Origin of the sequence: Flavobacterium sp. (assembly GCF_039932285.1) — a bacterium.
Taxonomy (GTDB): Bacteria; Bacteroidota; Bacteroidia; order Flavobacteriales; family Flavobacteriaceae; genus Flavobacterium.
The window spans coordinates 1-14,009 of sequence record NZ_JBDTQE010000071.1 but is presented as its reverse complement, the minus strand read 5'-3'; the positions used below and the strand labels follow the sequence as shown (position 1 = coordinate 14,009).

15 protein-coding genes are annotated in these 14,009 nt (G+C 30.1%); 13 read left to right on the top strand and 2 right to left on the bottom strand.

Translation table 11 applies throughout. From position 1 onward, the window contains the following. Nucleotides 1-380 (top strand): transketolase C-terminal domain-containing protein (locus tag ABI549_RS11455; protein ID WP_348076596.1); only part of this gene is annotated, 380 nt, incomplete at its 5' end. Nucleotides 381-505: 125 nt separating this feature from the next. Here ABI549_RS11455 and ABI549_RS11450 read toward each other — a convergent pair. Further along, nucleotides 506-1,057 (bottom strand): super-infection exclusion protein B, encoded by a 552-nt coding sequence (locus ABI549_RS11450; protein ID WP_348076595.1) that lies wholly within the window; start codon nt 1,055-1,057, stop codon nt 506-508. Between the two features lie 185 nt (nt 1,058-1,242). Between ABI549_RS11450 and ABI549_RS11445 the strand changes: the two genes are divergently transcribed. From ABI549_RS11445 to yaaA, 3 genes are all read left to right on the top strand, one after another. Further along, nucleotides 1,243-1,800: a fasciclin domain-containing protein gene (locus tag ABI549_RS11445; protein ID WP_348076594.1), complete on the top strand. Its 558-nt coding sequence runs from the start codon at nt 1,243-1,245 to the stop codon at nt 1,798-1,800. A 282-nt stretch (nt 1,801-2,082) separates the two neighbouring features. Beyond that, complete coding sequence (locus tag ABI549_RS11440; protein WP_348076593.1) at nt 2,083-2,550, top strand: hypothetical protein; 468 nt, start codon at nt 2,083-2,085, stop codon at nt 2,548-2,550. A 43-nt stretch (nt 2,551-2,593) separates the two neighbouring features. Beyond that, nucleotides 2,594-3,352 (top strand): peroxide stress protein YaaA, encoded by a 759-nt coding sequence (gene yaaA, locus ABI549_RS11435; RefSeq protein ID WP_348076592.1) that lies wholly within the window; start codon nt 2,594-2,596, stop codon nt 3,350-3,352. Between the two features lie 40 nt (nt 3,353-3,392). Here the strand turns inward: yaaA and ABI549_RS11430 are convergent, their stop codons facing one another. Beyond that, nucleotides 3,393-4,298 (bottom strand): DUF4349 domain-containing protein, encoded by a 906-nt coding sequence (locus tag ABI549_RS11430; protein ID WP_348076591.1) that lies wholly within the window; start codon nt 4,296-4,298, stop codon nt 3,393-3,395. Nucleotides 4,299-4,483: 185 nt separating this feature from the next. On the opposite strand from ABI549_RS11430, the gene ABI549_RS11425 reads away from it, so the two are divergent. The 9 genes from ABI549_RS11425 to ABI549_RS11385 all read left to right on the top strand — a co-directional run. Further along, a complete protein-coding gene (locus tag ABI549_RS11425; protein WP_348076590.1) occupies nt 4,484-5,776 on the top strand; it encodes an anthranilate synthase component I family protein in 1,293 nt (430 codons plus the stop codon). Nucleotides 5,777-5,974: 198 nt separating this feature from the next. Continuing rightward, nucleotides 5,975-6,505, top strand: coding sequence for a carboxymuconolactone decarboxylase family protein (locus ABI549_RS11420; RefSeq protein WP_348076589.1), 531 nt, complete (start codon nt 5,975-5,977; stop codon nt 6,503-6,505). Between the two features lie 13 nt (nt 6,506-6,518). Then, nucleotides 6,519-6,917, top strand: a complete 399-nt coding sequence (locus ABI549_RS11415) for a hypothetical protein (protein WP_348076588.1) — start codon at nt 6,519-6,521, stop codon at nt 6,915-6,917. 54 nt (nt 6,918-6,971) lie between these two features. After that, the gene (locus ABI549_RS11410) at nt 6,972-7,385 is read left to right on the top strand and encodes a nuclear transport factor 2 family protein (protein WP_348076587.1); all 414 of its coding nucleotides are present in this window, start codon (nt 6,972-6,974) and stop codon (nt 7,383-7,385) included. A gap of 10 nt (nt 7,386-7,395) precedes the next feature. Beyond that, nucleotides 7,396-8,277, top strand: a complete 882-nt coding sequence (locus tag ABI549_RS11405; RefSeq protein ID WP_348076586.1) for a helix-turn-helix domain-containing protein — start codon at nt 7,396-7,398, stop codon at nt 8,275-8,277. Between the two features lie 36 nt (nt 8,278-8,313). Then, complete coding sequence (gene tilS, locus ABI549_RS11400) at nt 8,314-9,621, top strand: tRNA lysidine(34) synthetase TilS (protein ID WP_348076585.1); 1,308 nt, start codon at nt 8,314-8,316, stop codon at nt 9,619-9,621. Then, entirely contained in the window at nt 9,618-11,618 is a 2,001-nt protein-coding gene (locus ABI549_RS11395; RefSeq protein ID WP_348076584.1) for a cytochrome c biogenesis protein CcdA, read from the top strand. The genes tilS and ABI549_RS11395 overlap by 4 nt, the downstream gene beginning before the upstream one ends. Nucleotides 11,619-11,626: 8 nt before the next feature. Then, entirely contained in the window at nt 11,627-13,477 is a 1,851-nt protein-coding gene (locus ABI549_RS11390; RefSeq protein WP_348076583.1) for a CocE/NonD family hydrolase, read from the top strand. A 111-nt stretch (nt 13,478-13,588) separates the two neighbouring features. Beyond that, nucleotides 13,589-14,009: magnesium chelatase domain-containing protein (locus ABI549_RS11385; RefSeq protein WP_348076582.1), on the top strand; the 421-nt coding region annotated here is incomplete at its 3' end.

The following is a 14,009-nucleotide window of genomic DNA, read 5'->3' as shown; positions in this document are numbered from 1 at the left end:
CTTTAAGATTGGTAGAACAAGCCGCAAAAGAGTTATTAGAAGTAGGAATTGATGCCGAAATTATAGATATTCAATCGTTATTACCATTTGATGTAAACCATGATATTGTAAAATCGTTGGCTAAAACAAATAGATTGTTAATTATAGATGAAGATGTTCCTGGTGGAGCTTCGGCTTATATTTTACAACAAATTATTGATGAGCAAAAAGGTTATATGGTTTTAGACAGTCAGCCTGAAACATTAGCTGCAAAAGCACACCGCCCTTCTTACGGAACCGATGGCGATTATTTCTCGAAACCATCTGTTGAAGATATTTTTGAGAAAGTATATGCCATGATGCACGAAGTAAATCCTACTCAATTTCCGAGTTTGTACTAAAAAAAGAGAATAATAAAAAACGTCGAACGAAAGTAATTTTGTTCGACGTTTTTTTGTGTTAAGTTGGGAATAGATTGTAAAAGTGGTTGTTATCAGGTTGCAGGGCAAATTTAAAAATCAAAAGATTATCTTAGAAAATAAGGTCGACTTTCTTCAATTTGTTCGTTTGATAGCTTGTTTAGTCCAAAATATTCATTAGGGTCAATTATTTTTCGCATATATTTATTCATTGTGAAAGTTGTTTTATTTCCATTCACAATAAAACTACTTGAACCCAAAGAAGACGTAATAAAGATTACAGATTTGCTTACTAATCCTGTAATTACAGGATTATCATATGGAAAATCTAAAGCATGTCGCTTTTGAAGAAAAAATTCTCTAATGACTGAAACTTCATAAGAATCTAGATTTCGAAGAGTTTCACGATATTCATTTTTAATTTCACGCGTTAGAAAGAACTTTCTAATTTGAGTTATAATAAATTTTACCATATTGGTTACAAGTAAACCGCAACTTATTAACCAAGCTAAATAGGTATAAAAACCTACTGTAGTTTTAGGGTTTGCTTTAATCAGCACATAATCCCCTCCGTAGAATAAAAAACCACCAACAATAGTAACTACAAGAAAAATTACTGAAGGTAGTTTTTTAATTTCAAAAATATCTTTAATATCCATAAGTACTTTTTTATCACAGTTTTTTACAACTTGCAGCCAACCCACAAATATACACAACTATTCCAAAAACTATTTATTATTTTGAAACATGCTTAATTGTTAAAATATGTTAAATAAAAATATTTTAAAACCATAAATAATTTTACCGCGTATATGACCATATAACAAATAAAATAAATTATATTATGAAAACACAAAAATTTTTATCGGTTGCAATTTTAGGATTGGCATTAGTTTTAGGAACAAGTACTTATGCGCAAAAAGCAGTAACAGTTGGTGGAGCACCAATGTATCCTGCTAAAAACATTATTGAGAATGCTGTAAATTCTAAAGACCATACTACATTAGTGGCTGCAGTAAAAGCAGCAGATTTAGTAGAAACTTTATCTGGTAAAGGTCCATTTACAGTTTTTGCACCAACAAACGAAGCTTTTGCTAAATTGCCAGCTGGAACTGTTGAAACTTTAGTAAAACCAGAAAACAAAGCAATGTTACAAGGTATTTTAACTTACCACGTTTTAGCTGGTAGAATAGATAGCAAAATGATTGCTGCAGCTATAAAAGCTGGTAACGGAACTGCTGTTTATACAACTGTACAAGGAGGAAAAATTACTTGTAAAATGATGGGCAAAAAATTAGTTATTACTGATGAAAAAGGAAACCAATCTACAGTTACAATCGCTGATGTTTACCAATCTAATGGTGTGATTCATGTTGTAGATACTGTTATAATGCATAATTAATTCCCATAAATATCTATCTATATAAAAGAAATCCCGTTAATTCGGGATTTCTTGTTTTAAAAGTAATTTTAAATTTCTTAAAAATTACTGTAACTGTTTTTTTGTTATTAATTCTAATCAAGAGTTGGAATAAAACATTCTTTTCAAGAAGTTATACCTAACAGGTTTTTAAAAACCTGTTAGGTATAATATTAACAATCAATCAGTTTAATTTTTAATTCACATTATAAATCTTTTTATACCAAAACAAACTTATTTCCGTTAGTATTTAAAAAATTCACAATGAAAAAGATAATCCTAATTATTACTTTTGTTTTCCTATATAGTTGTAAGACTCAAAAAACAGCAACTTCCTCTACAGAAGAAAAATCGATTGTTATTGTAAACCCAAATGAAGTTGAATCCGTAATTAAAAATAGAGCTTATGATTTGGGATCAAGGTTATTAGAATCTTGCAATACTTCTCGTTTCAAGCCTTTTTCTAGTGATGAAGCGACTGATAAAGTGATACAAAATATTACACCTCAAAAATTATCAGAAACTTGTAAAAAAATTAATTTTAGAAACGGAAAGTTTATTTCTATCGATTTAATCGAAATAAAACATGACGAAATTAATGAACAATATATTTTTAAGTATAATATTAATTACGAGAAAAAATATTTTAAGCGAGAACTCACCGTTTTTGTAAATGCTGATAATAAAGTTTCGGCAATGAGTACAAAAGAAGTGAAACCAAAACCTATGTAAATAGAAACTTTAATATATTTGTAATATAAATTTAAGTTATTTCATGAAAATAGTCATTTCGCCAGCCAAATCATTAGATTTTGAAAAAATATTACCTAATAATCAGTTTACTAAACCAGTTTATTTAAAACAATCTAAGGAAATTATTTCGGTTTTAAAAAAACTAAAACCCAAAGATTTATCAGAACTGATGCATATTTCAGATAATTTAGCACAACTAAATTGGCAACGAAATAAAGTTTTTAAAACACCCTTTACACCAGAGAATGCTCGCCCTGCTATTTATACTTTCAACGGAGAAGTATATAACGGACTTGACGCCTACTCGATTCCTGAAGAAAAAATTTCGGTTTTACAAAACAAACTTCGCATTCTTTCTGGACAATACGGAATCCTAAAACCGTTAGATTTAATGCAAGCTTATCGTTTAGAAATGGGAACAAATTTACCTATCGGTGAACATAAAAATTTATATATTTTTTGGAAGGAAATCGTAACAAATGCTTTAAACAAAGAGTTAAAAAAAAATGAATTGTTTATCAATTTGGCGAGTAACGAGTATTTTTCAGTTATTGATACAAAAAAACTAAAAGTTCCTGTAATCACTCCCGAATTTAAAGATTATAAAGAAGGAAAACTAAAAATGATTTCGTTTTTTGCCAAAAAAGCTCGCGGATTGATGGTTCGTTACATCATTGATAATGATATTGAAACATTAGAAGATTTGAAAGGTTTTAATTATGAAGGCTATTCTTTTGATGCTAATTTATCAAAAGGAAATACATTGGTTTTTACAAGATAAATTTCCAGAAAAAAACCATCAGTTTCCTGATGGTTTCGTTTTACTTTTTTGTATATTTTTTATATCCAAAATATCCTAAGCCAGCAATGAGCGCTATTCCCCATAATTGTACCACAAATGCAATGATCCCTTCTAACATAAACCAACCTGTTTTTAAACTATCCCAAATTTGCAAACCAATATTGGGTCTGTAAGCATTTATACTTTTTTCATTGGCAACCATTTCTTGTTTTACAGCTTCTCTTTGGTAAATTTGTAAAGTAAGTGTACTAAAATTTACTTGGTCTTTTAGCGATAAATTTTCGAGTTTACTAGCGTCGTTTTTTTCTTTTTTATCTTCTAAATGGTCTTCGGCATCAATAATATTATTGAGTTTTTTGCCTTTATCATCAATCGCTTTTTCGATTCTTTTCTCGGAATTATTACTTCTGTTTTGTACCATTTGATTGGATAACATTTGTAAAGTAACATCATCGGCTTTTATCACTCTAAAATCAAGAAAATCTACCTGTTTTGCAATGGTTTTTATCACCGTATCTAATCGTGTGTTGGGTACGCGAATGGTAATACTGTTTTCGACCGTATATTTTGTGGTAACAAGTGTGCTATCTGGACTTACCTTAGTTTCGTCTTTTTTAGAAACGTTACTTTGCAAGTTGGTGTAGGTTACAAAACCACCAAATTTTGTAGTTGCATCTTCAATAGCATAAGTCGATTTGGGAACGTTTTTTACTTTAAATTTAATGTCCGCAGTTCTAACAAATTTTCTTTTAGAATTCTTGGGTTCTACTGCTGCTGATGAAGATGTTGCTGCTTTTGCATCGACAGATTCTTCCATTGCTGGAGCAGCTTCTTCGTTTGTTGGCGCTTCTGCAGAAGCTTCTTTACAAGAATAGGCAATAGTTACCAGTAGTAATGCCAAACCAATTGCGGGAGTTTTTTTCATGATTTTCATATTTAATATTAATTGAGGTTACTGTTTTTAAGGGAATTCTGAAGGTAGTTTTCAATCAATAATTTAATATGAATTTATTTGTTAATACATAATTCTAGCTGTAATAAAAACTGTGCCAAAAACTTTGATTCATTACTCATAAAATGTTGTAATTTTGTTAAATATTCATTTTCGATTTGAGAACATCAATTTTTAAGGATTTACAAGATTCCATTTCATTTAAAAAACAACTCTTAGCTTGGGGAAATCAGTACAGGGAAGTTGTTTTTCTGGACAGTAATAATTATCCACAACAATATTCTAGCTATGATTGTGTTTTAGCTGTTGATGCATTTACATCAATAAAAACAGACTATTACAATGCTTTCGAAGATTTAAAACAATACCAATCGCAAACTCGAGATTGGCTTTTTGGTTATTTATCCTACGATTTAAAAAACGATACTGAAGATTTATTTTCTAAAAATGATGATGGTTTGCATTTTCCTGATTTGTTTTTCTTTCAACCTAAAAAAATATTTTTATTGAAAGGAAATCAAGTAGAAATTCAATACTTAAATATGTGTGATGATGAAGTTGATGAGGATTTTATAGCAATAGGCAAAAGGCAAAAGGCAAAAGGCATTAGTAATATAAATCTTAAAATTGAACAACAAATAACTAAAGAAAAATATGTAGAAAAAGTTAGTGAAATGCTAACACACATCAATCGTGGCGATATTTATGAAGCTAACTTTTGTATGGAGTTTTTTGGCAAAAATGCTGAAATAAATCCATTAGAAATTTACAATAAACTAAATACAATTTCGGAACCGCCATTTTCAGTATTTTTCAGAAACAATACAAATTACTTGCTTTCGGCATCGCCAGAACGTTATTTGCGAAAAGAAGGAACTAAAATAATTTCGCAACCTATAAAAGGAACTTCAAAACGGATTTCTGATGGTATTGAAGACGAAAAATCGAAACTAGAATTATCCCAGAACCCTAAGGAACGCTCGGAAAATGTAATGATTGTCGATTTGGTTAGAAATGATTTATCTCACACTGCTATAAAAGGTTCGGTACAAGTAGAGGAATTGTGTGAAATTTATACTTTTAAGCAAGTACATCATCTCGTTTCTACAGTTGTTTCAGAAGTTTTGCATACCACATCTCCTATAGATATTCTAAAAACTACTTTCCCAATGGGTAGTATGACTGGTGCTCCCAAGATTTCGGCAATGAAAATTATTGAAGAATTAGAAGAGACAAAACGAGGTTTATATAGTGGTGCAATAGGTTACTTTACTCCTACTGGTGATTTCGATTTTAATGTCGTAATTCGTAGTATTTTATATAATTTGGAAGAGAAATATGTTTCTTTTTCTGTAGGAAGTGCTATTACTGCTGGCTCAATTCCCGAAAATGAATATGAAGAATGTTTGTTGAAAGCAAAAGCGATGTTAGAGGTACTGAAAAACAGTTAATTATAAATTTGTTTTATCTTAATAAAAAAATAAATACAAAAAAATGTAATATTTAAGCAACCTTATCAGGTTGCTTTTCTATTTTAAAAAAATCAAAAGAAAATTATCCATGGACTTGCGTTTATTGTCCATTTTAAACTGTTTAAGGCTATCGCATCTTTGTAATGTCAATAATGACAATAATTTAAAAAAAAAAAAATGAAAACATTTTCAGTACCATCAAGAGCAGAAGTAGCTCCATTAAATCAAGAAATTTTCGATAATTTGCAAAGAGCATTGGGTTTTGTTCCTAATTTATATGCAACTATTGCTTACTCAGAAAACGGTTTGTCACGATTTTTAGCGTATCAAAATGCTAAAACTTCTTTATCTAACAAAGAAAAAGAAGCAGTAAATCTAATTGTAAGCCAAGTAAATAACTGTGTATATTGTCAAAGTGCCCATTTAGTATTAGGAAAAATGAATGGTTTTACTGAAGAACAATTACACGAAATTAGACTTGGAAAATCATCAAACGAAAAATTAAATGCCTTAGTTGCATTAGCCGCAGATATTACTAAAAATAAAGGAAAAGTAAGTAATGATAATCTAGATTTATTCTTTTTTCAAGGATATACAAATGAAAATTTAGTCGATTTAATTTTACAAATTAGTGACAAAACCGCCATGAACTATTTGCATAATTTAACACAAGTTCCTGTCGATTTTCCTTTAGCATCAACTTTATAATTAATAAAAAATCATGAAAAACTTAAAATTAAATTTAGTTATACTCTTTACTTTATTATCAATAAGCTTATTTGCACAAACTGAAACTAAAGTAATTGCAGTTGTAACAAAAGCCGATTGGTGTCCTACTTGTGTAAAAAATGGAGGAAGAGTTTCAAAAGAAATATTACCTTTATACCAAGAACCTACTATTAAAATTGTTGTAAATGATTTGACCAATGATGCAACAAAAGCTTCAAGCAAAAGTGCATTAGAGCCGTTTGGTATAGAAAAAGTAATTGCAAAAAGTAATACAACAGGAGAAATAACATTAATAAACTCTAAAACAAAGAAAATAATCTCAAAAATAAGTGTAGCAAAATCAAATGATCAGATTAAAAAAGCATTTGATGAAGCTATCGCAAAAAGTTAATTAATAATATCATACAGCAATTCAAGATAGAATTGCTGTATTTAAATAAAAACCATGGAACAAAAACATCCACTACCACCATTTACTCTAGAAAAAGCATTACAGAAAGTACAATTAGCTGAAGATGCTTGGAATAGTAAGGATCCTGAGCGAATTGCTTTGGCCTATACCGAAGATACCGAATGGCGCAACAGAACCGAATTTATAAATGGTCGTGAAGCCGTAAAAGAATTTCTAAAAGACAAATGGAAAAATGAACTCGATTATAAACTTAAAAAAGAACTGTGGGGATTTAGAGAAAATCGTATGGCTGTAAGATTTGAATATGAATATTGCAATAAAGAAGGCCAATGGTTTCGTGCTTATGGAAATGAAAACTGGGAGTTTGATGAAAATGGTCTAATGAGAAAGAGATTTGCCAGTATTAATGATTTAGCTATAGAGGAATCAGAAAGAAAATTTAAATAACCCATTTTTTATGTTATCGCAATCCAATCATACATTAGTAAATCCACAAAATGGAAATTTGGCTTTCAAAATTTTTTCTTTCGATAATGATAACTGCTTTGATCATATTCAACGAAATAATTATTTCAGTTTGATATGGATAAAAGAAGGACAGGGTAAAATTAAAGCTGATTTTTCAGAATATGATTTTATTGAAAATACTCTTTTTGCGTTTGCTCCTTACCAACCTTTTATGTTTATGGATAATCCAAATATTAAAGGTGTTGCTATTTACTTTCATCCAGAATTCTTTTGTATACACAAACACCAAGATGAAATTGCTTGTAATGGTATTTTATACAATAACATTTATCAGCCGCCTTACGTAATAATTGATGAAGATTCTTCTGCAACTTTTACTATGATTACAGATCAAATTAAAAATGAAATAGAAAAACCTGCTTTAGCACAATATGAATTATTAGTTTCTTTTCTTAAGATATTTTTGATAACTGCTACTCGACTAAAAGTGATACAACAAACACAAATTGAAGATAAATTAACAACCAGCAAAGAACCATTTATCCTTCAGAATTTAAAAAATTATATCGAATCTCATTTTAAAAACAAACATTCAGCAAGCGATTATGCTAATTTACTGAATATGACACCCAAAGCATTAGGTAAAATAACTAAAACTCATTTCAATAAAACATTAACGGACTTAATAGCAGAAAGAATCGTCATAGAAGCCAAGCGAGAACTATATTTAACCAATAAATCTGTAAAAGAAATTGCATACGAATTAGGATATGATGATGAACATTATTTTAGTCGATTTTTTAAAAATAATGCCGAAGTATCTCCGCAAATGTATCGTGAAACAGTAGGTTTTGCAAGAGTAATGTCATAATTAATTATTATAAAAATAAATGCTTATTTTTGAAAAATGTTAGAGAAACTCAAAAACCATTTATCTAAAACCTTTCCTTTTTTGGAAAATAAAAAAATTCTTTTAGCTACAAGCGGAGGAATAGATAGTATGGTAATGTTGGATTTATTTCAGAAACTGAATTATAATATTGCCATTGCGCATTGCAATTTCCAATTGCGTGGTTTAGAGAGTTTTGGCGATCAGCAATTTGTTCAAGATTATGCTTCTAACAATAACATTCCTGCTTTTATAACCCATTTTGATACCGAAAATTTTGCAAAAGATTATAAATTATCAACTCAAATTGCGGCTCGAGAACTTCGGTACAATTGGTTTTATGAATTATTAGAAACCCAAAATTTCGATTACATTCTTACCGCGCATCATGCCGATGATAATTTAGAAACTTTTCTAATAAATCTAACTAGAGGAACAGGTTTAGATGGATTGACTGGAATTCCTGAACAAAACGAACAAATAATTAGACCTTTATTGCCTTTTTCTCGCAACGAAATAGAAGGATATGCTAAAGAATATAATATCAAATGGAGAGAAGATTCTAGCAATGCTTCGGATAAATATTTACGAAATAAAATTCGGCATGATTTAGTTCCTATTTTAAAAGAATTGAATCCTAATTTTCTATATTCCTTTCAGAAAACGCAAAATTATTTGCAGGAATCACAAATTATGGTCGAAGATGCTACAATTATGATTTACCAACAAGTAGCAAAAGAAGACAATGAGGTTATTTCTTTCGATTTAAAAAAACTAACCCAATTGCCCAATTACAAATCCTATTTGTACCAATGGTTGCGAGAATATGATTTTACAGCTTGGGAAGATATTTATGATTTAGTCGAATCACAATCCGGAAAACAAATTTTCTCCAAAAATTATCGATTACTAAAAAACCGTGATTTTTTAATTTTGTCACCAATAAAAGATTTAGAAAATGAATCTTATTTTATCGAAAAAGGTCAAAAAGAAGTTAAAATTCCCTTAAATCTTTCTATTTGTAAAGTAAACGACATTTCTACACCTAAAAATACAATTATATTTGTTGATGAAGATAAACTACAATTTCCATTAACCATAAGAAAATGGAATGAAGGAGACTCTTTTTACCCATCGGGAATGGATGGTAAAAAGAAGTTGAGTAAATACTTTAAAGATGAAAAATTATCATTGATAGAAAAAGAAAATACTTGGCTTTTATGTTCTAACAACCAAATTGTTTGGGTTATCGAAAAACGAGCAGACCAACAATTTATAGCAAATAAAACAACTAAAAATATTATACAATTAGAATTAATACAATGAAGAAAATAATCGCTTTACTACTATTTTTCACTTTTTTAAGTACTCAAGCTCAAATTCTAGATCCAGTAAAATGGAGTTCAAGAGTCGAGAAAATTTCTGAAACAGAATTTAACTTAATCCTCGATGGAAAAATAGATTCCGGTTGGCACATGTATTCACAATTTACAGCAGATGGTGGACCACTTCCAACGATTTTAAAATTTGAAAAAGGAGCATACGAATTGGTCGGAAAAACTCAAGAAAGTAAAACAAAAACTGCTTTCAATGAAATTTTTGAAGTAAATGAAACTTTTTTTGAAAAAAGTGTGACTTTAACTCAAAAAATAAAAGTTACAAATCCAGGTTTAAAAAATGTAAAAGTTGATTTAGATTACCAAGTTTGTAAAGAATCTTGTATTAATGCAAATAAATCATTTCAGTTTGAAATTCCAAAATCTACTATTCAAACCAGTAAACCAGAAATTGTAAATGAAACTATTGATTCATCTCAAACAGTAACTGTAAAGACTAATATTTCAAAAGAAAATACGCCAATCATTTCTCCTAAAAACGAAGAGAAAAGCGAAAATAATGGGATTTGGTCTATCTTTTTACTTTCAATTTTAGGAGGATTATTTGCCACTATTACACCATGTGTTTTCCCTATGATTCCTATGACGGTTAGTTTTTTCTTGAAACAATCTTCAAGTAAATCTAAAGGGAAATTTAATGCTTTTTTCTACGGATTTTGTATTGTTGCTATTTGTGTATTAATTACAATTCCGTTTCATTTGATAGAAGGAATAAACAGAGATATTTTTTCGGAAATATCCAATAATGTTTATTTAAATATTTTCTTCTTCTTAATATTTGCCATATTTGCCATATCATTTTTTGGAGCTTTCGAAATTACAATCCCAAATAAATTTGCCAATAAAGTGGACAATGCTTCCAATAAAGGTGGTTTAATTGGTGTGTTTTTCATGGCATTAACCTTAATAATTGTTTCCTTTTCTTGTATTGGACCAGCAATTGGTTTGGTGATGGGAACCTCATTAAATTCTGACGGAGGTGCTACAATTTTGTCAATAGCAATGCTTGGATTTGGTTTAGGATTGGCTTTACCATTTATGTTTTTTGCGCTTGCTCCTAGCCTACTTAGTAATTTACCAAAATCAGGTGGCTGGCTAAACACTGTAAAAGTTGTTTTTGGTTTTGTAGAACTAGCATTGGCAATGAAATTTATTTCTAATGCAGACATAGGTTTAGACTTACATTTAATAGAAAGAGAAGTATTTATTGCAATTTGGATTGCTCTTTTCGCGACACTATCGTTGTATTTATTTGGCAAAATTACTTTGCCACATGATAGTCCGCTAAATCATATTTCTGTTGGTCGATTAGTTTTGGCAGTGATAACATTATCCTTTACAATTTATATGATTCCAGGGCTTTGGGGCGCGCCTTTAAAAATAATTTCGGCATTTCCTCCACCAAGTACTTATAGCGAAAGTCCTCAAGGATTTGGAAATAATACTGTTGCAAGTAGTTCAACACAATTACCAAAGAATGCAGTTTATGGTGTTCATAATTTAGTTTCTTTTGAAGATTATGAGCAAGGTTTGTCTTATGCAAAAGAAGTAAACAAGCCGATTTTAATTGATTTTACAGGAAAACAATGTCAAAACTGTAGGGTTATGGAAAACAATGTTTGGTCGGATGAAATGGTTTTAAAAATTCTTAAAAATGATATTGTATTAATTTCTCTTTACGGTGATGACAGAAAAGAATTACCTGAAAATGAGCAATACATTTCTAAACAAACTGGAAACAAAATAACAACTGTTGGTCAGAAATGGAGCGAGTTTCAAAGATTAAATTATGGCACAAATGCTAGACCATACTATGTTTTGATAGGATTAGATGAAAAAAAGTTAAATGAACCAGTACCATATACTCCAAACATTCAGGAATACAAAACTTGGTTGGAAGTGGGAATTTCTAAATTTAAAAAATAAAAAAACTAATGAATAAATTGCTCTCAGGTATTTTTTTGTTGCTCTCAATTTCCTTGACAGCACAAGAAAAAAAATCAAATTATGTAGCGGAAAACTACACTAAAAAAGAAGTACACATCACCATGCGTGATGGTTTACAATTATTTACAACTATCTATTCACCAAAAGATACCACAAAAAAGTATCCTATCATTATGCAAAGAACTCCTTATAGCTGTTCTCCTTATGGTCTAGATAAATTTGATGAGAGTATTGCTCCAAACGAAGTGATGATGAAAGAAGGCTATATTGTAGTCTATCAAGATGTTCGTGGACGATATATGAGTGATGGTTTGTATGATAACATGCGTGGTTTTATTCCTAATAAAAAAAACAATAAAGATATTGATGAAGCTTCAGATACTTATGATACCATAGATTGGTTGGTTAAAAACGTATCTAATAATAATGGCAATGTAGGAACTTGGGGAATATCTTATCCAGGTTTTTATGCATCATATTCTTTATTAAGTAATCATCCCGCTTTGAAAGCGGTTTCTCCTCAAGCGTGTATTTCTGACTTCTTCTTCGATGATTTTCACCACAATGGTGCTTATATGCTTAGTTATTGGAAAGCTACACCATTATTTGGTCCACAAAAAACAAAAAGAACTCCAGACGATTGGTTTACCTTTCCCAAAACAAATACTTTAGACGATTATAATTTTTTCTTAGATGAAGGTCCGCTTACTAATTTGGACTCTTATATGTCAAAAGATGATGAATTTTGGCAACAGTTAAAAGATCATTCTAGCTATGATGAATTTTGGCAAAAACGTGGCCTTTTACAGCACATGAAAAATATAAAACCAGCCGTAATGTTTGTTGGTGGTTGGTTTGATGCCGAAGATTTATATGGTCCATTGAATACTTACCAAACCATTGAAAAAAGTAGTAAAAACTACAATACTATTGTTATGGGACCTTGGAGTCACGGAGATTGGGCTAGAAATAAAGAAAAACAAATTATAGGAAATATTTATTTTGGAGATAGTATATCAGCCAATTTTCAAAAGAATATAGAAGCAAATTTCTTTCGTCATTTCCTAAAAGACAATGGTAAAGGTGAAAATACATTACCAGAAGCTTATGTTTTTGATACAGGCAAAAAAGAATGGAAAAGTTATGATGCTTGGCCTCCTAAAAATACTGAGAAGCAAGGTTATTATTTACAAAGCAATGAACAATTAGCTAAAGTTAACTCTAATGATGGCACTTTTGAAGAATTTGTAAGTGATCCTAAAAAACCTGTTCCTTCTTCCGAAGATATCTCGCAACGAGGTATTACACCTAGAAAATATATGACTGATGACCAACGATTTGCTGCTAAAAGACCAGATGTTTTAGTCTTTGAAACCGAAGTATTAGACAATGACACGACACTTGCTGGAGAAATACTAGCTCAATTACAAGTTGCTACAACCGGGACTGATGCCGATTGGATTGTAAAAGTAATTGATGTTTTTCCTGACAATGAACCCGAAACAAAAGAAATTGCACCTTATTTAAAAATGAGTAATTACCACATGATGGTGAGAAGTGAAGTAATGCGTGGTCGTTTTCGCAATAGTTTTGTAAATCCTGAACCTTTTGTTCCTAATCAGAAAACATCAGTAAATATTAAGCTTCAAGATGTTTTTCATACTTTCAAAAAAGGGCATAAAATACAAATTCAAATACAAAGTACTTGGTTTCCTCTCATAGATTTGAACCCTCAAACATTTGTAGAAAATATTTTCTATGCAAAAAAAGAAGATTTCAAAAAGCAAACACATAAAGTATACAATGATTCAAAAATTGAATTTACTATTTTAAAATAATTAGATTTTTAAATAAAAAACAATTAATATACTGACCTGCAAGTTAATCCTTGCAGGTTTTTTGTTTTTATAAGTTAAAACACTATTTTTGAAAATATAAAAATATACGCCATGTTAGTAAAAGTATTTGGAAGCGCCGTTTTCGGTGTCGAAGCCACGACAATAACCGTCGAAGTAAACATAGATAAAGGTGTTGGTTATCATCTAGTTGGATTGCCTGATAACGCAATCAAAGAAAGTAGTTATCGTATTGCTGCTGCTCTAAAAAATAATGGTTACAATCTTCCAGTAAAAAAAATTACAATAAACATGGCCCCTGCCGATTTACGTAAAGAAGGTTCTGCCTATGATTTGACATTGGCTATAGGAATCCTTGCTGCTTCAGGGCAAATAAAATCCGAAGAAGTTGACAAATATATTATCATGGGAGAATTATCACTAGATGGTAGTTTGCAACCCATAAAAGGCGTTTTACCTATTGCTATAAAAGCAAAAGAAGAAGGTTTTAAAGGTTTTTTTCTGCCAAAACAAA